The 19085-nt window shown below is 52.7% G+C and carries 17 protein-coding genes; 6 read left to right on the forward strand and 11 right to left on the reverse strand.

What is annotated here, in order from left to right; genetic code table 11:
• Nucleotides 1-5 precede the first annotated feature (5 nt).
• The 4 genes from phhA (at nt 6) to DFER_RS10395 (ending at nt 3184) form a co-directional block, all read left to right on the forward strand.
• On the forward strand, nt 6-740 hold the full coding sequence (gene phhA / locus DFER_RS10380; RefSeq protein ID WP_015811583.1) for a phenylalanine 4-monooxygenase: 735 nt from the start codon (nt 6-8) through the stop codon (nt 738-740).
• A 5-nt stretch (nt 741-745) separates the two neighbouring features.
• Nucleotides 746-1987 carry a fumarylacetoacetase gene (fahA, locus tag DFER_RS10385; RefSeq protein ID WP_015811584.1) on the forward strand — a complete coding sequence of 414 codons (1242 nt, stop codon included), beginning with the start codon at nt 746-748 and terminating at the stop codon, nt 1985-1987.
• Nucleotides 1988-2026: 39 nt separating this feature from the next.
• The gene (locus DFER_RS10390) at nt 2027-2629 is read left to right on the forward strand and encodes a TetR family transcriptional regulator C-terminal domain-containing protein (protein WP_015811585.1); all 603 of its coding nucleotides are present in this window, start codon (nt 2027-2029) and stop codon (nt 2627-2629) included.
• Between the two features lie 183 nt (nt 2630-2812).
• Nucleotides 2813-3184 carry a hypothetical protein gene (locus DFER_RS10395; RefSeq protein WP_015811586.1) on the forward strand — a complete coding sequence of 124 codons (372 nt, stop codon included), beginning with the start codon at nt 2813-2815 and terminating at the stop codon, nt 3182-3184.
• Nucleotides 3185-3244: 60 nt separating this feature from the next.
• On the opposite strand, the gene DFER_RS10400 is transcribed toward DFER_RS10395, so the two are convergent.
• Both DFER_RS10400 and DFER_RS10405 read right to left on the reverse strand, forming a co-directional pair.
• Nucleotides 3245-3715, reverse strand: coding sequence for a hypothetical protein (locus DFER_RS10400; RefSeq protein ID WP_015811587.1), 471 nt, complete (start codon nt 3713-3715; stop codon nt 3245-3247).
• Between the two features lie 109 nt (nt 3716-3824).
• Nucleotides 3825-4886, reverse strand: coding sequence for a cobalamin-independent methionine synthase II family protein (locus DFER_RS10405; RefSeq protein ID WP_015811588.1), 1062 nt, complete (start codon nt 4884-4886; stop codon nt 3825-3827).
• 205 nt (nt 4887-5091) lie between these two features.
• On the opposite strand from DFER_RS10405, the gene DFER_RS10410 reads away from it, so the two are divergent.
• Complete coding sequence (locus tag DFER_RS10410) at nt 5092-5445, forward strand: hypothetical protein (RefSeq protein ID WP_015811589.1); 354 nt, start codon at nt 5092-5094, stop codon at nt 5443-5445.
• Here the strand turns inward: DFER_RS10410 and DFER_RS10415 are convergent.
• From DFER_RS10415 to DFER_RS10435, 5 genes are all read right to left on the reverse strand, one after another.
• Entirely contained in the window at nt 5439-6959 is a 1521-nt protein-coding gene (locus DFER_RS10415; RefSeq protein WP_050774674.1) for a RagB/SusD family nutrient uptake outer membrane protein, read from the reverse strand. The genes DFER_RS10410 and DFER_RS10415 overlap by 7 nt on opposite strands.
• A 19-nt stretch (nt 6960-6978) precedes the next feature.
• Nucleotides 6979-10323, reverse strand: coding sequence for a TonB-dependent receptor (locus DFER_RS10420; RefSeq protein WP_015811591.1), 3345 nt, complete (start codon nt 10321-10323; stop codon nt 6979-6981).
• A 174-nt stretch (nt 10324-10497) separates the two neighbouring features.
• Nucleotides 10498-11604, reverse strand: coding sequence for a FecR family protein (locus tag DFER_RS10425; RefSeq protein WP_015811592.1), 1107 nt, complete (start codon nt 11602-11604; stop codon nt 10498-10500).
• 95 nt (nt 11605-11699) lie between these two features.
• Nucleotides 11700-12335, reverse strand: a complete 636-nt coding sequence (locus DFER_RS10430; RefSeq protein WP_015811593.1) for an RNA polymerase sigma factor — start codon at nt 12333-12335, stop codon at nt 11700-11702.
• A 90-nt stretch (nt 12336-12425) separates the two neighbouring features.
• Complete coding sequence (locus DFER_RS10435; protein WP_015811594.1) at nt 12426-13340, reverse strand: glycoside hydrolase family 43 protein; 915 nt, start codon at nt 13338-13340, stop codon at nt 12426-12428.
• Nucleotides 13341-13645: 305 nt separating this feature from the next.
• Here DFER_RS10435 and DFER_RS10440 point away from each other — a divergent pair, with 305 nt between their 5' ends.
• A complete protein-coding gene (locus DFER_RS10440; RefSeq protein ID WP_015811595.1) occupies nt 13646-14734 on the forward strand; it encodes a T9SS type A sorting domain-containing protein in 1089 nt (362 codons plus the stop codon).
• 92 nt (nt 14735-14826) lie between these two features.
• Here the strand turns inward: DFER_RS10440 and DFER_RS10445 are convergent, their stop codons facing one another.
• The 4 genes from DFER_RS10445 to DFER_RS10460 form a co-directional block, all read right to left on the reverse strand.
• A complete protein-coding gene (locus tag DFER_RS10445; RefSeq protein ID WP_374754563.1) occupies nt 14827-15717 on the reverse strand; it encodes an ABC transporter permease in 891 nt (296 codons plus the stop codon).
• Nucleotides 15718-15949: 232 nt separating this feature from the next.
• Nucleotides 15950-17485 (reverse strand): sugar ABC transporter ATP-binding protein, encoded by a 1536-nt coding sequence (locus tag DFER_RS10450; RefSeq protein ID WP_015811597.1) that lies wholly within the window; start codon nt 17483-17485, stop codon nt 15950-15952.
• Nucleotides 17482-18114, reverse strand: a complete 633-nt coding sequence (locus tag DFER_RS10455) for a DUF2291 domain-containing protein (RefSeq protein ID WP_015811598.1) — start codon at nt 18112-18114, stop codon at nt 17482-17484. Before DFER_RS10455 ends, DFER_RS10450 begins: the two co-directional genes overlap by 4 nt.
• 2 nt (nt 18115-18116) lie before the next feature.
• Nucleotides 18117-19067 carry a D-ribose ABC transporter substrate-binding protein gene (locus tag DFER_RS10460; RefSeq protein ID WP_015811599.1) on the reverse strand — a complete coding sequence of 317 codons (951 nt, stop codon included), beginning with the start codon at nt 19065-19067 and terminating at the stop codon, nt 18117-18119.
• Nucleotides 19068-19085: the final 18 nt, after the last annotated feature.

The following is a 19085-nucleotide window of genomic DNA, read 5'->3' on the forward strand; positions in this document are numbered from 1 at the left end:
CCACCATGAACCAGGATTATGAACGCTACACCGACGCCGACCACCGGATGTGGCAGCAACTCTTCGAACGGCAAATGCAGCAGCTGCCGCGCATTGCCAGCCAGGCTTACCTGGACGGTATTGCGAAAGTAGGCTTTGTACCCGACCATATCCCGCATTTTGAACGCGAAACCAATCCTGCGCTTCGTGCATTGACCGGCTGGGAAGTGTACGTGGTGCCGGGACTGATCCCTCACCGCGAATTTTACACGCATTTGTACAACTGCCAGTTCCCCGCATCGAGCTGGCTTCGCAAACCCGAACAGATCGACTACCTGGAAGAGCCCGACATGTTCCACGACACCTTCGGACACGTGCCGCTGCTGAGTAACGAGGCATTCTGTGCCTTCATGGCGCATTTAAGCGAAGTGGCATTGAAGCATATCGACCAGGAGGAAATCCTGCAACGCATTTCGCGGCTCTATTGGTACACCGTCGAATTCGGGCTGATCCGTGAAAAAGGTGCACTGAAAATCTACGGCGGAGGCATTATTTCTTCTTCTGGTGAAAGCCGGTATTGCCTGTGCGACGATGTTCCCAAGATCGACTTCGACCTCGCATTGGTGCTCGACACGCCCTACCATATCGATCGCTTCCAGGACCATTATTTCGTGATCAGCTCCTACGAGCAGCTTTACGAGTCGGTTACCGGCATTGAACCGCTGCTGGAAGCGCATCTTTCCACCGGTATTAACCATTAAATGATATGCAGAACTCCTGGCTGCCGGTTGCCCCGGATTCCGATTTTTCGATTCATAACCTGCCTTTCGGGATATTCAGCGATGAGCGCCCGGCGCGGGCGGGTGTGGCGATCGGCGAATGGGTGATTGACCTGTCGGCAGCCTACGCGCTGAATATGTTCCCGCAATATCCCGAAGCCGGGAGTGCATTCCGAAAGCCGGTGCTGAACGACCTCATCGCATTAGGCCGGAATTTTTCCGAATATGTGCGCCATACGATCCAATTCGCCCTTTCCGACCCGGATTCCGTGCTCAACCAGTACGCCGCAAACCTGCTGATCGCTCAGAAAGGCATTCAAATGCACATGCCGCTGAAAGTCGGGAACTACACCGATTTTTATTCGAGTGAAGAACATGCCTTGAGCGTCGGTCAGATTTTCCGGCCTGATAACCCGCTATTTCCCAACTGGCGGCACATGCCTGTCGCTTACCACGGGCGCGCGTCGTCGATCGTCGTTTCGGGCACACCGGTGCGCCGGCCGGCGGGACAAATTATCCAGGAAAATGGCATACCTGCATTCGCACCGACGAATGCGCTGGATTTCGAGCTGGAACTGGCATTTGTGATCGGCAAAGATTCGGTTATCGGGCAGCCCCTAGCGGTTGCTGATGCTGAAACGTACATTTTTGGCGCCATGCTTTTTAACGACTGGTCGGCACGAGACATCCAAAGGTGGGAGTACCAGCCATTGGGGCCATTCACGAGCAAAAACTTCGCGTCCGGGGTTTCTCCGTGGATTGTGACCCTGGATGCCCTCGCGCCGTTCCGCACGCCCGCTCCCCCGCAGGAGCCCGCGCCACTCCCCTACCTTGCCTGCGAACCGCGCGAGAATTTTGACTTGTCGCTGTCCGTGGGCATCAGGTGCGGCAATGGCGCAGAGCATACCGTATGCCGGACAAACGCCCGGCACCTTTACTGGACGGCCGCACAGCAAATTGCCCACCACACGGTAACCGGCTGCAACCTGCAAACCGGCGATCTCATCGCCACAGGGACAATCAGCGGCTGGGAACGTGGCGAGAAAGGTTGCCTGCTCGAAGCCACCCTGAACGGCACTGAAGCCGTGCAGCTCGGCGAAAACGTCACAAGGCGCTTCCTCGAAGACGGCGACGAGGTGATTATGCGAGGATTTGGCCAAAACGGCCATGTGCGGGTTGGGTTCGGGGAACTGAAAGGCAGGGTGTTGGCAAGCCAAATGGGACGCTAATGACTTGCATTCATAAATACCAATTGGTATATTTGTTCTATGAACATTGGAACATCAAAAGCAGAGCGCACCCGAAATTTTATTATTGAAAAAACCGCAGAGATTTTCAACCGGAAGGGCTATGCGGGCACGTCCATGTCGGACATTACCGAGGCGACGGGGCTTACTAAAGGCAGCATTTACGGAAATTTCGAGAATAAGGAAGAAGTAGCGCTGGCAGTATTCGAATACAACCGTTCGCTGGTTTTCAACACCGTGCAGGCTCAGCTTGAAAAAGCGGAGACATATTTTGACAAAATGATGGTCTACGGCAGCGTTTACAAGGACGTCATCGCCAGCGTGGGCAACCGCGGCGGATGCCCGATCCTCAACACGGCCGTGGAGGCCGACGATACCAATGTCCCTTTGCAGCTTAGCGCCGCCAAAGCGCTTTTCAGCTGGAAAAAGAACCTGGTCGACATCATCCAGCGAGGGATCGCGGCAGGTGAGTTTCGTGACGGGACCGATGCCGAGGGAATGGCCGTGTCCATCATTGCCCTCATCGAAGGCGGAGTAATGATTTCGAAGGTCACGAACGATTATGCCAATATGGACCGCGTGCTGGCCACCGTGCAGCAACTTGTGAAAGGCATCCGCGCGTAAATATCGCGCTCCTTTTCCGCCGAAAGTTCGTCTGCTCCGCGCCGCTGGTCAGCCGTGCACACCGATGGTAATTTAGTGACTAAAAATATAACATTGCCGGGATCGCAACGTAAGTGCTTTTTTCTAAATTTGGAAGCATTGCCATGCAATAACCAATCTTCCAAGCAAAAACCATTTAACACAATGAAAGTAAAGTACTTACTGACCATGATTCTGGCGCTTACCATCTTCGCGGTAGCCGCAAAAGACCTCAAAACCGCCAACGACCTGATCGGAACGTGGAAATACACCGTTTCCAATGTACCGCCCGAGTACGAAACCGGCGTCATGACGTTCGAGGAGAAAGACAACAAAACCACCGGCTACCTGGGCCAGCAGGAACGCATGGAAATGAAGGAACTGACGGTAGACCAGGGCAAAGTCACCTTCAAACTCGATTTCCAGGGCGGCATCCTCACGGTAACCATGACGCAGGATGGCGACAAACTTTCGGGCACCATTGTGTCACAGGATGGCGAATTCCCGATTACGGCGGTGAAAGAACCTGCCAAATAAGGCATTCAGTTACAAGCAAAAAGCCGGAGCAGAATAGCTGTCTCCGGCTTTTTTGGGTCCTTATTTTACCCTTACGTACTTTTCGATATTCAATCGTTCCACACCGGCTGCCTCCACCTTCTCCACGCCCCGCTGCACAAGCGTATCGTTTTGAATGGAAATGGTGAAATGAAATTCGTTCCCCTCCCAGTCGCGCGCCGTGCAGTATTCCAGTTTCTCGGTGTAGGCGCTGTCTTGCAGCGTATAGGCCCCTCCGCCTGCGGAAAAGCTTGCCGTGGAATCTTTCCCTTTGCTGAGATCGTGCTGCAAAAAGGCGAAATGGCTGTCGTTGATGATTTTAATGAACGAAACATTTTTCGTGTAGTCGGTCACAGTGGTGTCGCCCTTCTCGATTAATGTGCCGCTGAGGAGTTTCCAGGTGCCTTCGAGCTCGCTGGGCTTGTTTTCATGGCCTTGCTGCCCGGCTTCCGGATTGCCGCAGGATGTAAAAATGAATGCGGCCAAAAGCCATGCAGGGAAATGTGTTTTCATAAATGTCGGTTGTTGTCAGGGGTTTCAATGGATAATCCAAACGGTTCGATCATATTGGACCAAAGGTACAAAAATCAATGTACCCTGCTGGTTGGCATTACGCGGTATCCTACAATGCCGCTTCCGCCAACCTTGTACCTTCCACGCGGGCGCGGATTTTCTCGAATGCGATCTCGCGTGCGGTTGAAACATCGTCCGCAAAGGGCGAAAAGCCGCAGTCGTCGGTCGAGCCGAGCTGGTTGAGCGGAATGTATTCGGCTGCTTGCAGCAGCAGGTCGCGGATTTCCTCCGGCGTCTCGATCCGGGGGGCGAGCACGTCGGTGACGCCCAGGAACACGCGCTGCCCGGGCCGGATATGCGCTTTTATGGATTCCAAAACGGATACCTTGTCTTTCTCCCCGGCATATTCCAGGTAAAAATTCCCCGCATTCAGCTGAAAAAATAATGGCAGGAGCTCGGTATAGGGCACGTCCGCGCTGTGGGTGGAATCGTGGTCGCCGCCGGGACAGGTATGAATGCCGATCCGGCCCCTTTCCGCGGCGGTGAACCGGCCGAGCAGCTGATTATTGAGCGCGATAAATTGTTGCAGAAGCCCCCTCCCCGGGTCAAGTTTCAGCGCCAGCCGCGCTTCCGTGAAGTCGATCTGGACATTGTAGGCGTGCTCATGAAGGCATCTGCGGATATCCGACTCCGCCTGATCGAGCAGATCGGCGGTGAACTGGGCTTGCGGATAGCCGTCGATTCCGGCAGCCGGGTACAGCAGGCTCATGGCCGATGCCGAGATTACCGCCTGTTTCACGGGCAATGCCGTGTGCCTGCGCGCTTCCCGCAGGTAGTCCACAGCGAAATTGCGGTAGCGGAACGGTCCGGATGTAAGCACCGGAAGTTGCCTCGTGTGCCCGTCCTCAAACGGGATCACCACCCCACCGGCGCCGAGGTTTAATGCACCATGAATGGGATACGTCGCGAAACTCGGCTTGGTTTGTTCGCCGTCCGAAATAACCGGCGAGCCGGTCCGTTCGAGGGAAATGATCGTTTCGCGGGTGGCTTGGGAATACAGCCTTGCGAGGTCCGCGGACGAAATTTCGTCTTTGGTATATGCCCGCATCGCTTGCAGCAGATAAGCCGGCCGCGGAATGCTGCCGATCGGTTCGGTAGGGATTGTTGTCATGTGTTAGGGAATGAGTCAGATTAACGCGGAGATCTTGCTTAAAACTACAAGAATAGGATTTCATTCCGTGTAGCAATTATTCATTTTATTTAAATAAATCAATTAAAAATACAAAATAACATCTCCACTTTGGCCCGGAGACATAAAACCCGCCCTGAATCAATCCAGAGCGGGTTTTGTTACTGATTAATTAAAAACTGAAATAATGATCCTACCTGAACCAACTGCCAACATACGCGTCATTGCCGGCGCTAATTCACTGGATATCATACTCAAAAATACCCATTACCCCGATGACCTGCTGGCTTCCGACGCGCCGGTCGCCTGCCGCATTGAATGGACCGCGGAGGGTCCGTTCCTCGTGTTCGGATTCCGGCTTCCGTCGTACGATTTCAGCGAACCGCTCGATAATCGGGGGCAGGGCTGCCCGGGCTGGCTTCATCAGCCGCAAATAACAGTTCGCCTGCTGCTCGCCGACAATGTCATCGCCGACCGCGTGACAGAACGGATATTCGTCCTGTCACAGCACGATAGCGATCGGATCAGGGGAAATCAATAGCCCGGGTTCTGAGGGGCCAGGCTGGGGTTTACCTGCAACTCCACGCGCGGAATCGGCATCAGGTAATCCCGGTTGGCATCGAAATTCTCGTGCGGTTCCAGCGAATTGGGACCTTTGAAAACCTTTTCGCCCAGGTTCCGCCGTTTGATATCGAACCAGCGTTTGTATTCGAATGCGAGTTCAAGGCGGCGTTCGTCGAGGATCAGGTCGATCATCGCGTCTTTGGCGAGGCCTGCTTTCACGTCTTCCGGGAACGTCGTCGGTCTGCCGGCCCAGTTTCTGGCCCTCGCCCGCACCTGGTTGATATACCCCAGCGCCTCCGCATTCGGGCCGTTCACTTCCACGGAAGCCTCGGCAGCGATCAGGAGGATTTCGGCATAGCGCATTGCAGCGTAATTATGGTCGGAATAGCGGCCTTCGGAATTGGAATTACCTGCAAAACGGGCGTATTTGGCGATATGCGGGCGTTTTGTGTTCGGGAACTCGGTGTAGGGAACCAGCTTGCCGCCGATCAGCAGCGAGTCCTCAAAACTCACTTCTTTGCGGTAATCGCGATTGTCCCAGGTGCTGTACACTTTGAGCGAAGGCACGATCACGCTCCATCCGCTGCGCGGCGCATCGCCTCCGCGAACGCCCGTCATGGGTGCCATAATATCGTCGTTGGCACCGCCTTCACCCGATTTCAGGCCCAGAAAGTCGATAGCGAAGATGTGTTCCTTCATATTCGGCACTTGCGGCGCCCTGAAAAGCGTCTGAAAATCCGCTTCCAGCCCGTAGCCGAATTTGTCTTTGTTATCAATCACCCATTTGGCTTCGGCATAGGCCTTTTGATACTGGCCCATCGTGAGGTACACCGAGGCGAGGTAGGACGCGGCCGTTCCCTTGCTGGCGCGGCTCCGGACCTCCGCCGACTGCTTGTCGGGCAGCCATTGCTTGGCAAATTCCAGGTCGGCAATGATGCTGGCGTACACGGTGGCCGCCGGCGTTTTGGAAATGGATTTGACGGATTCGGGATTGCTGATAAAATAGTCGATGTACGGAATGTCGCCGAACACCTGCACGAGGTTGAAATAGGCGAACCCACGGATGAAACGCGCCTCGGCAATGAGCGGGTTGCCGGTCGCCTCGGGCAGGCCCAGTTGCTGCGCACCAAAAATGGCCGCATTCGTAGCGCTCACAACCTGGTACCAAACCGGCCAGAACTGGTTGACCATGTTGTTGTTATCGTCCATATTGAAATCGTTCACCTGCTGGCGCTCGGCGGGCGTTCCACGGTCGCCGATGTCCTCCATATCGCTTCGCAGCATCAATGCGGATACGAACTGGCGGCCATAGAGCCGTTCGGTGGCGATCCATCCATATGCACCCATAATGGCCGTTTCCACGTCTCTCGATGTCCTGAACAGCGCTTCCGGTGCGAGTAGCCCCACCGGCTTTTCATCCAGGTCGGCGCAGCCCAGCAGCGTGGAAAGCGCCACCGTAAGGAATATTGGTTTATTAAATAAATGCTTCATTATCATGTCCGTTTAATGCTTAAAAACCGAGGTTCAATCCGATGGTGTACGACTTTGCGTTGGGGTAGCTTCCGTAATCGAGACCGAGGTTACGGTTGCTGTCGGTGTTGTTCTCCGATGTGTAGTTCACCTCCGGGTCGTAGCCTTTGTAGTCGGTGAAAGTCAGGATGTTCTGGGCACTGGCGTAAATGCGCAGCTTGCTGATCCTGAGTTTTTCCAGTACCGGTTTCGGAAGATTGTAACCCACGGCAAGGTTTTTCATCCGGATAAAGCTTCCATCCATCACCCAGCGCGTGGAAACGCGGCGCGTGCGGCCTGTGGCGGCTTTGGGCACGTTGGTGTTGGTATTGGTGGGCGTCCAGCGGTTCAGCGCCTCGGTGGTAGCATTGTTGATCCCCGAAAGCAGGTTCAGTTCCATGAGCGTGTAGCTCAGCACGTCGTTCCCTTTCGAAGCCTGGAAGAATATGTTCAGGTCAAAGCCTTTCCAGCTGAAATCGTTGTTCATGCCCCAGGTAAATTTCGGGTGCGGATTGCCGATGATCGTGCGGTCGTCGCTGTTGAGCATGCCGTCGGGTTCGCCGGTGAGCTGTCCGTTGGCATCTTTCTTCCCATTGATATCCCTGAATTTTTCGCCTCCGGCCACTACTTCAAAACCGCCGCCGGGGACGAAACTATCGCCCTGCTGGTACACGCCGTCATAAATCCAGCCATAAAAGCTTCCCACAGAATGTCCTTCGCGCAGCACCTGGGTTTGTCCCATACCCACCATGTGCCCCGGCGCGGAGCCGTACAGGATGTCCGTACCTGCGGGCAGTTTCAGGATTTTGTTGCGGTTCAGTGAGAAATTGATGTCAGTATTCCATTTGAATGCGCCTACCAGGTTTCGGGTGTTCAATGTAAATTCAAAACCTTTGTTTTCCACTTCCCCGATATTCTGTAATTGGTTGGTATAACCCGAATACTGAGGCAATTGCACGCTGAACAGCAGGTCTTTGGTTACGCGGCGGTAGTAGTCGGCCACGAGGTTGATGCGGTTATTGAAAAGGCTCACATCCGCACCCACATCGAACTGGTGGGTTGTTTCCCAGGTAAGGTCGTCGTTGGCGACGGTGGTCGGGCGCACGGCGTTCACGGGCGTTCCGTTTATGATCGCATACACGTTCGAGAAGCGGGCCATGGTTTGGTAAGGCTCAATGGCTTGGTTACCCGTTAAACCATAGCTGACGCGCCATTTCCACTGGCTGATCGCCGACAGGTTTTGCATGAACGGCTCGCTCGACATTTTCCAGGCAAATGCGCCGGAAGGGAACGTGGCCCATTTGTGGTTTTTGCTGAAATTCGATGAACCGTCCTGGCGGATGTTGGCCGTGAAAAGGTATTTGTCGGCCAGGGAATACGTCAGACGTGCATAATAGGAAGCCAAAACCCATTCGGTCAGACCCGAAGTAGGACTTTGCCAAACGGACGACCCGCCCAGGTTCCAGAACGAAACCGCATCGGTAATGAACGATTGCCCCGAGCCGCCCCAGTTTTCGCTGGACGATTTCTGGTACGAATAGCCCGCCATCGCCGAGAAATCGTGTAATGCACCTATCTTTTTATTGTAGGTCAGGTAATTTTCATTCAACAGCAATGTGCTCTTATTGCCATCCACGGTGGCCGCTCCGCCCACATTACGGCCGTCGTTCAGCGTGGTGGGCGTGAATGCGCCCCTGCGGCTGCTGTTGGTGGTGGCACCGAGCGTAATCCTGAATTTCAGGTCTTTCAGAATGCTGTATTCGGCATAAAGGTTACCCTGGATACGGTCGGCCAGTGTTTCGTTCTGAAGCTGGGTGGCGATGGCGTACGGGTTATCGATCGGGTCACTCAGGCGAGCCACCGTAAAGCGGCCGTTAGCGTCGCGGATCGGCTGGTCGGGCTCGAATTTCAATGCGGCCGACATCACTCCGGGCGTGAGCCCGCCGGAGCCTTCCTGCGTACGTGACTGCTCGCGCGACACGCGCTGTGCGAAAAGGTTAAGGCCCAGTTTGAGGCGCTTCGTAGCATTGATATCGATATTGCTCGTAATCGAATAACGCTTGTATCCCGAGTTCAGGATCACGCCCTTTTGGTCGTAATAGGCGCCAGAAACGTAGTATTTCACCGCCTCGCTGCCGCCTGCTACCGACAGCTGGTGGTTTTGAATGCCCCCGCGGCGGAAAACTTCTTCCTGCCAGTCGGTATCCGCGCCTTGCGACACGATGTTCGGTCTGATTTCCTGAACATAATCGAGGAACTGCGAGGCATTCAGCAGATCGAGCCGGTTGATCTCCTTCTGACTGGAAAACGAGGTATTAAAATCGATTCTTGGCTTGCCCGATGTCCCTTTTTTCGTGGTTACCATGATCACGCCGTTGGCGCCGCGTGAACCGTAAATGGCTGTGGCCGAAGCATCTTTAAGAATTTCAATGGACTCGATATCCTCCGGCGGCGGCAATGTACCGCCCACGAAGCCATCGACCACGTATATCGGGTCGCTGCTTGCATTGATGGATGTTCCCCCGCGGATACGAACCTTGAATGACGAACCGGGCTCGCCATTGTTGGCCTGGATCTGCACGCCGGCGGCGCGGCCCTGCAATGCCTGCACGGTGCCTAACGCCGGATAGGCGGTTAGTTCCTGCGATTTAACGGAGGCCACCGAGCCGGTCACGTCGCTTTTCTTGACAGTTCCGTAACCTACCACGAGCACTTCTTCGAGCGATTTCTGGTCCGTTTTGAGTGAAATATTAATCTCCGTTCTGGCGCCCACCTGCACTTCCTGCGGCTCATAACCTACGAAGCTGTAAATCAGCACGGTATTGGCATTTTCAACAGCTAGCGAGTAGTTACCACCGGCGTCCGTGGACGTGCCCGTTTGTGTACCCTTTACAAGAATATTCACGCCCGGCAAAGGCTCCTTACTTTCTGAATCGGTCACACGACCTTTGATAGTAATCTCGTTTGCTACCTGCAAACCCGCTTTCATGGAAGCCTCCGGTTCTCCCGAGGTCCATTTCGGCGTTTCCGACGGGCGGATCACGATGTTTTTTCCCGAAACCTCATAGGTAAGCCCCAGCGGCACGAGAAACTCTTCCAGAATCTTCGAAAGCTCCTGGTTTGACTGCTGGATGGTCACTTTCCGGCCCGACTGGATCATTTTGGAACTGAAAATAAACCGCACGCCGGCCTGCTTCTCGATCTGATGCAGGACTTTCTTTACTTCCAGGTCCTGCGCTTGCAGGCTGATACGCTTGTTGAGCAGTTCCTGCGCACGCACGTCAGCCGCGAACGCATTCCCGACCAGCCAAACCGACATTACCAATTGCGCGACGCTTATCCGCATAAGAACTAACCATTTACGATGGAACTGTACCGGTATTTTCATACATTTGAACGGTTTTGTTAATTGAAACTTGGCAAAATCTTTCCTCCTCATCCCATTTGCATGAGATGTGACGGTCTGCTAACCTTTGAGGATATCGAGCCGGCCATGTTGGCGCATGGGCCGGCTTTTTGTTTATAAATTCTTACAACCTTTGCCTTCCACCACAATGCGGCCGTCGATGCTTTTGTAGCTCGCTCCCACGGCCTTGCACACCAGGTCGAGCTGTTCGTAAAGTGACATTTCGGTGAGTGTGGCCGTGATCGGGCATTCGTCCATCAGGTTTTTATCGTAAATAATGTCGATGCCATACGCGCTTTGCAATGCCGCGAACACATCGGAAACGGCCGTTTCGTCAAATTCGAAATGCGGCGCCACGTTGCCTTCCATCACTACTTCGGGCAGCGGCACGATGCCCTTCGTGATTTTCACGGATTTTCGCACGAAAACCACCTGTTGGTTAGGCTCGATCACAACGCCCGTGAGTTCTCGGGAGGCCTGCTTCTCGATCGCTTCCGGCTCTTCTCGAGAAAATACGGCCACTTTCCCCGTTTTCACGGCAACGGAAACCTCCTGCTCATTGGCAAATGAGCGAACGGTGAAGCTGGTACCCAATACTTTGGTTACCAACTCATTGGCATACACGAAAAACGGTTTGGAAGGATCTTTGGCTATATCAAAAAACGCTTTCCCGGAAAGGAAAACTTCGCGCTTAACCTCCTTGAAATGAATGGGGTAACCGACTTTACTACCCGGATCGAGGATGATGCGGCTGCCGTCTTCGAGGGTGATCGTCAGCGGCCGGGAAGTGGTGTTGGTCGTTTCGCGCATTTCCATTCCGGCCGCGGCCACCAGTTGCTCGTAATCAATCGCATGGGACTGATTTCGCATCCAGAACAGCCAGCCGGTTCCGGCGAGCAGCACCAGCATGGCGGCAATGCGCACCATACGGCCCGCATACCAAGGCGTTGGCTTCTCCGCCTGGCCGAGTTGCCGCGTTTCCAGCCTTTCCACGATCCGTTCCACCGCCTTTCGCTTCTCAGGATTTGGTAATGAAGCATTTGCAGGCCGGATCGACAGCACCAGTTGCCGGGCACGCTCCACCATTTCACGTTTTTCGGGATGTGCGGCGAGCCAGGTTTGCCAGGTTTCCTCATCCTCGCGCGTGGGGTTGAGCACCCAGTTGCGGAACGGTTTATCCCAAACAAACTCCCCCAAACTGAAATCGCGGTAACGGTCCATGGTCAAAATATTGCTTTTCAAACACCATTAGACCGTCCCAGCAGCGGGATACTGTATTTTTCTGATTTTTTTTGAAATTTTTTAAATGAGGCGTTTCAACTGTGGAAAGTCACTGCCAGGAACAGCGATACGATGGCTTTCCAATGTGACTTGATAAACTTGAAAGCCTCTTGCAGCAGGTTGGAAACAGATTGCGGCTGAATGTCCATCACCATCGCGATCTCCTCGCGTTCCATATCATTGTAAAAACGCAGAAAAACGGCTTCTTTTTGCCGTTTGGGAAGTCCATTCAGCATTTCGGTCATCCGTGAGGCAAGCAGCCGGTCGTTTTCGGACTCGATGAGCTGGTACTCGGCATTGAATTCCAGGTCGAAAACCATGTCGGATTCATTGTAATAGTCCATGCAATCCATGCGCAGGCGCGAAGCGAGGCGATGCAGGCGGCGGCGGAGCGAGGCAAGCAGGTAAGGTTTCGGCGGGATGTCGGGATTGAGTACATTGCGTTTTTCCCAAATGCCCAGAAAAATGTCCTGAATGCAATCCTTGATGAGCTCGCGGTCGGAATTGAACTTGGTCCCGTAGTGAAAAAGGAGGTCGTAGGTGCGGTTGATGAGTTGTTCATAAGCGGTTACATCCCCCGTAAGCATTGCCCGCCACAGCCGCTGCTCTTCTTCTAAGAACAGGTCCTGGTGGAGTTCCGGACGGGGTTCCGAACGCGCAAATGCCTTCATGAAAACGGATGAATTTTAGCCGGGTTATGAAAACAAAAGCAATCGCGCCCGGTTTCTTACTTCAATCCATCACATTTAATCTTCAATATGTCATAGTGCCGTTTTAGATTTGAGCGCTTTCAGCGTTTTAGCGTCAATCGGGATAATTGTACCATGCTTATGGTCTTTGGGCACGCCGACTTCCCCGGAAATATTAGTAAAGGTCTTGAAGTCAGACGTTTTGACTGCTCCGTAGGTCTTGTCGCGGTACTGATCAAAATAGATCAGCCAATCATTTTTAACCTTTATCACAGTGGGCCCTTCCGTTAGAAAACCGGTGAATGGTTCTGAGACCTGCTGGTAAGGCCCCAGCACATTGTCGGCAAACGCGACTTTGATGTTCCGCTGCGGGCGGGTATTGTCTTTCAAAACGAGCACATAATCGTCTTTTTTCCGCTTCGCGATCACGCAGTCTATCACGCTGAAACCGGGATCGAGGAACAATGCGGCTTTGGAAAAAGTCTGAAAATCCCTGGTGGTGACATAATACATCCGGTGATTGTTACGCTCATCCTCCTCGCCTTTCGGAAACTTAAAAGGGATAGTTGAGGCCCAGATAATCACAAAACGATCATTTTCATCATCATAAAACAGTTCCGGCGCCCACACATTCACAACGTCCGGCTCATGTTCCATCACCGGCAAAAACCGCTGCTCCGACCAATGCATCATGTCCTTCGAACTGGCATACCCAAAGCCCTTATCACCTTTCCAATTCGTTGTCCAAACCAAATGAAACGTACCATCTTTCCCACGCGCAATCGACGGGTCCCGTATTAGCTTCCCGCCCACTTCGGGTTGGAGATACCCACCGCCCAGGTCCGTCCAGTGGTAGCCGTCATGGCTGTATGCGAGGTGCAGGCCATCGGTAGCGGGTTCACGGAAGGAAGTGAAGAGGTAGGATTGCTTTTGGCAGGAAAAAGAGAGTGTGGATACGAGTAGTAGGATTAAGCGGATAGTGTTCATTTTTGACTAATTAATTTTAATGCGAATACAGTTATTTAAGTCGCTTAACAAAATTTGCGCAACCCTGTTAAATCAATAAGCAGCGAACCGAAGCCGAAATGAGTCTACTTAGGAAGTAATTACATTTCAAAGGACCTAATCTTCTTTTGGAGCCGAACGGAAAAATTTTTCCCTTTAAAGGCTGATGAAATTAGATTAAGTTGCAATTAGTTACAACGTGATCCAGTTTGGTTGCAGAAAATTCCATGTACATGATTTCCATATCAATAGGTTTTATCTAGTCTGAAATTTAACAACGAACAACCATGAAGAAAAAACTACTTTTATCCTGTATTCTGCTCATTTCCGCCCTCGTCAGCCACGCACAAAACATCCAAGGCGCACTTCGCAGCGGCGACACACCAGGAAAGCTCATATTTCTGATTAAAAACAATGGCACATCCACTGTTACGGGAAATCTCACTGAGATAAAGTACACACTCAGTTTAGGAGGCCAAACCTTATTCAGGAGAAAATTTCTGCCTACTTATCCAGATCCGAAAGACGTCATAAAGGATTATTCATACTGGAATTTCGGTCCAAAAAATAGACAATCCTGGACCGGGAGTTTGCCGATCTCCCTAGCGCCCGGAGCCACGCTGGATCTTGTCGAATTTCAGGTTTATGATGCAATGACCGGTATCGGCGGTAACACTTCCATCGGTATGATTGCAGGAGTGATCGAGGCATATCACGAGTGGTCCATTAAAATAGGTGGTTTAGAAGCAGCAGATCAGGTTAACAGGTTTTTTAGCCCGGGGGCTGGCATAAGTGTGTCTAATGATGCAACACGAAGCTCGTTATTTATTCCATTATATGTTCTGCCACTTCCTGTGGTGCTGAAATCTTTCTCCGCTTCGAAAGAATTGAATCAAACAATTTTGAACTGGGCCACCACCGAAGAATCCAACAGCCGGCATTTCGAAATCCAACGAAGCTCGAATGCAAAACTTTGGTCAACCATTGCCACTGTGAACTCGGAAGGCGAAAGCAAAGTCCTGAAAAACTACATATTTGCCGATCCTAACCCAATTTCCGGAATAAACTATTACCGGTTAAAGATGGTGGACAATGACGATACATTCGCTTACAGTAAAATTGAGTCTGTCGAATTCCCTGAAATTTCACAAGCCTGGCCTAATCCTACCTCGGGCGTGGTTCACCTCTCGCCAACCATTGGACGCAAAATTAAATCAGCGCAACTTTGGGACATGTCCGGAAAGCTGGTAAAAAGTCTCGAACCATCTGTGAATAATACCGTTCATGTCGGTACTGCTGTCGAGGGACTGTACCTGATAAAAGTGATACAAGACGACAATAGCCAGATAACATCTAAGATTGTAGTCAATAAATAAATCTGGCACTACCTGCTTATTCACTCCCGCGCGGAAAATCCGTAGGTTACGGTAAAATTCAGCCGGGGGTGATCAAGCTTCATCGACGAAGCCTACTCCCCCTTCCCATTAGACTTATCAATAATCACCGCCAGCAAAATCACCAGCCCCTTCACCACCTGCTGCCAGAACGGCGATACATTCAATAGCACCAAGCCATTATTCAAAACCCCAATGATCAGCGCGCCGAGGACGGTGCCGAGGATGCTGCCGCGGCCGCCTGAGAGCGAGGTGCCGCCGATGACCACCGCCGCAATGGAGTCGAGCTCGTAGCTGATGCCGGCGTTGGGCTGGGCGGAATCGAGGCGCGAGGTGACCATAATGCCGCCCACCGCGGCGAGCGCTCCGGCGATGGTGTAGACGACGATTTTGACCCTATTGACATTGATCCCCGACAATCGCGAGGCGCTTTCGTTGCCCCCGATGGCGTAAATGTAGCGTCCAATGCGCGTCTTGTCCGTGAGGAAAACCGCCAGCGCTACTACCACAATGGAGATCCAAACCGGCACCGGGATGCCCAGAAACCAGCCCGTGCCGATAAACAAGAACGTGTCCCCCAGCCCGCTGATCGGGAAACCGCCCGTCCAGAGCATGGTCAGGCCCCTGGCCACGGTGAGCATGGCGAGCGTCGCCACAAACGGCGGCACTTTGAACTTCGTAATGGCCCAGCCATTGAATGCCCCCAGCGCCGAGCCGGAAAGGATGCCAGCAAGAATGGCCCCAAGCACGGTGAAGCCGATAAACAGGTTTTGGCCCGGCAGTTCAATACCGTTTTTGAGCAAGCCCGCCGTAATGGCGCCGCATAAGGCAAGCACCGAGCCGACAGATAAGTCGATCCCCGCCGTTAGCACAATCAAAGTCATACCTACCGAAATGCAGATATTGACCGAAATCTGGCGCATAACGTTCCATAAGTTAGAGAATGTCAGGAACTTATCCGACATGATACTCAACGCCAGACAAAGCAGAAAGAGCGCGATGAGCGACTGAAACTTGGCAAGAGGTAGACCACGCTCTAACCTCGGCGGTCGGCTATCGGCTGTCGGCGATTTTTGCGAAGCACCGGTACGCTCGTCACTGGTTATTTCATGCATGTTTTGTGACATAGGAATATTACGTGTGCACATTTATAACAATTCAAAAAAGCCAACTGCCTACTACCGAAGCACAATTATCTTACGGCCGACTGCCGATGGCCGAAGTCCCAATTCCTATCGCCGCTTTCAGTATTTCGTCTTCCGAGGCTTCGCTCGCCAGGAATTCGCCGGTGAGCCGGCCTTCGGACATCACCAGAATGCGATCCGAAATGGCCAGGATTTCGGGCAATTCCGACGAAACCACCAATATGCCCAGACCTTCCTGGGCAAGCCGGATGATGAGTTTGTAAATCTCCGTTTTGGCGTTGATGTCGATCCCGCGCGTCGGTTCGTCGAGCAGGAGCACCTTCGGCTTGGTGGCAAGCCATTTGGCGAGCACGATCTTCTGCTGGTTGCCTCCGCTGAGGTTTTTGGCTTTTTGCTCTTTCGAAGGCGTTTTAATCCGTAACTCGCTGATATAGTGATCAGCAAGCGCACGCTCCTTCGAATCATTGAGCGTGCCGAGGCTTTCCATTTCCTCTAAAGTGGTGAGGCTGATGTTGTTTTTCACGCCCAGACCGAGCACCAATCCATCCTTTTTCCGGTCCTCGGGCACGAGCGCGAGCCCGGCTGCGATGGCGCGTGCGGGCGAATCGCAGCATATCGATTGGCCGTCAATGCGCACTTCGCCGCTTGAATGTGCGGGATGCAAGCCGAAGATGGATTCCAAAAGTTCAGTGCGTCCTGCGCCCATCAGGCCAAAAAGCCCTACGATTTCACCTTTACCAATATGGAAAGAAATATTGCTCAGCACATTACCCGTTTTTACCCGGCTTTTCAGGCTCAGGTTTTGCACTTCCAGTAAGGCGTCGCAGGCACCGCGGTCGGTGGTTTTACGCATGACTTCAATTTTCCTGCCGACCATCTTACTGATCAAAAGGTCCTGCGTCATCCCGGCCATTTCGCCGGATTCGACGCTTTTGCCGTCGCGGAGCACCACGTAGTTGTCGGCAATGCGGAAGAGCTCGTCGAGTTTGTGTGACACATATACGATGGCCTTGTTCTGCGCTTTCAGGTCGGCAATGATGTCGAAAAGCACCTCTACCTCACTGCCGGTAATGGCCGATGTGGGCTCATCCATGATGATCAGTTCGGCGTCGGTGAGCAGTGCTTTGGCGATTTCGACGATCTGTTGCTGGCCTACTTTGAGTTTAAAAACCTGCGAATCGGGGTTTACTTTCAGTTTCAGCCGGTCGAGCAGTTCCTGCGTGCGCTTACGCATGCGGCTTTTGTCCATCGTGCCGTATTGCGTCACCAGCTCGCGGCCGAGGAAAATGTTTTCCGTGATGGTCAGGTAGGGAATTAAATTGAGTTCCTGGTGGATGATCACCACGCCTTGCTGCTGGGCATCTTTCGGGCCGGTGAACTTTGCCGGCTCGCCTTTGTAATGCATTTCGCCCTCAAAATCGGGATAAACGCCCGACAGGATTTTCATCAAAGTCGATTTCCCCGCCCCGTTTTCGCCGATCAATGCAGTAACCTTCCCCGCTTCGATCGACAATGAAACGTTGTCCAACGCGATCACGCCCGGAAACCGCTTCGTGATTTGCTTCACTTCCAACAATGTAGCTGTCATGGCTTTTCGATTTGGAGATGGATCGGGATAATTTCGATATCGTTTACCTGCAAATGTGCGCGGTTGAGCTCTATCGCCCCGTGAAAGGCAATGCGGTCGCCTTTTTTAACTTTGGATTTAAATGGCGGCACCACTTTTTCGCGGATCAGCTTGTTGATTTCGGCAGACACATTATTGAAATCCATCGAGTTCGTAAATGCATTAATGTCGATCGCACCCGAGGCATCGCGGACGGCATTACCGAAAATGTATTCCGTCGCAATGCGCACATTTCCAGCATTTTCGCTGGCGCCAGCCAGTTTTACGGATACTTCATTTTCACTTACATCCGCTACCACACCTTCCCCTTTTACGAGAAAATAGCGGATGTTGCCAATGCCCAGCGCGTGCGAATGTTGTTCAAATGCCTTGTCTTTTTCAGTTTTAAGCTGGCTAGTCAATGCACTCAGTTCGACAGCCTTCGACAAGCCCGGCGTCAGTTTTTTATCCCAAAAATCCAGGGCATAACCAGCCGCATTAAAGGTCGCGGCGCCAGCCTTCACCTCATCCAGCTTCTTGATATACACCGAATTATAAGCCAGCAATGCAACTACGGCCAGGTAAAGCAAGTATCGGATCGGTTTGGGCATAGCTATTCTTTTTCGCCGTAAGCGGCATAATTTTCGACATTGTCCTTGCGCACCAGCTCCACGGCCACCGGCATTTTACCAGGGAAATCGCGTTTGCCTTTGAAATACTCGTCGGCAAATGTGGCGGCGGTTTGCGCCATTACTTCCGGGAACTGCATTCCGGTTGCCAGTATCTTGCCGTCGTTGATGGACTTAACCACATCCTCCGCCCCATCGAAGCCGAAAACCTTCACGCGATCGGCCTTTCCGGCGGCTACCAAGGCCTGGTAAGCACCCATGGCCATCGCATCGTTGCCGCAGAACACGCCGTCGATATCCGGGTGCGCTTGCAGCAGCGACTCCATCACTTCCATGGCCTTATTACGGTCAAAATCAGCACTTTGCTGGGCGACCATTTTCAACCCCGGGTAAAAATCCACCACGCTGTGAAAGCCCTTCGAGCGGTTCCAGGTATTGTTATCGCCCACCATCCCGAGGATTTCGACGTATTTTCCTTTCTTATTCAACGTCTCCACGAAGTACTTGCCAATCGCCACGCAGCCGGAATAGCTGTCCGACAGAATCTGAGACGTGGCCACGCCATTGGCATTCACCTCCCGGTCCATGCAAAACACCGGCACGCCCGCGGAAACCGCATTTTTCACATTCACGATGGAGCCATCGGCGTCCGTCGGATTGAACAGAATGGCATCGTAACCCGAGGCTATCGCATTGTCGAAATGGTCGGTTTCCTGGGCAGTATTATTTTGGGAATCAAAAATTTTGGATTCGTAGCCCAGCTGTTTCGCTTTCGCCTCGGCTTTTTGGGCAAGGAAAACGAACCACGGGTTGTTCAATGTCGAAATCACGATCGCAATCTTCTTCGGCTCGTCCTTGGATTCTTTTGTTTTACAACCTAAAAATCCAAACCCGAAAAGGATGCAAAAAAACGCTATGCGAATGCTGGTATTCATGCTGTAACAGGTTTAGGA

The sequence above is a fragment of the Dyadobacter fermentans DSM 18053 genome (assembly GCF_000023125.1).
GTDB classification, from domain to species: domain Bacteria; phylum Bacteroidota; class Bacteroidia; order Cytophagales; family Spirosomataceae; genus Dyadobacter; species Dyadobacter fermentans.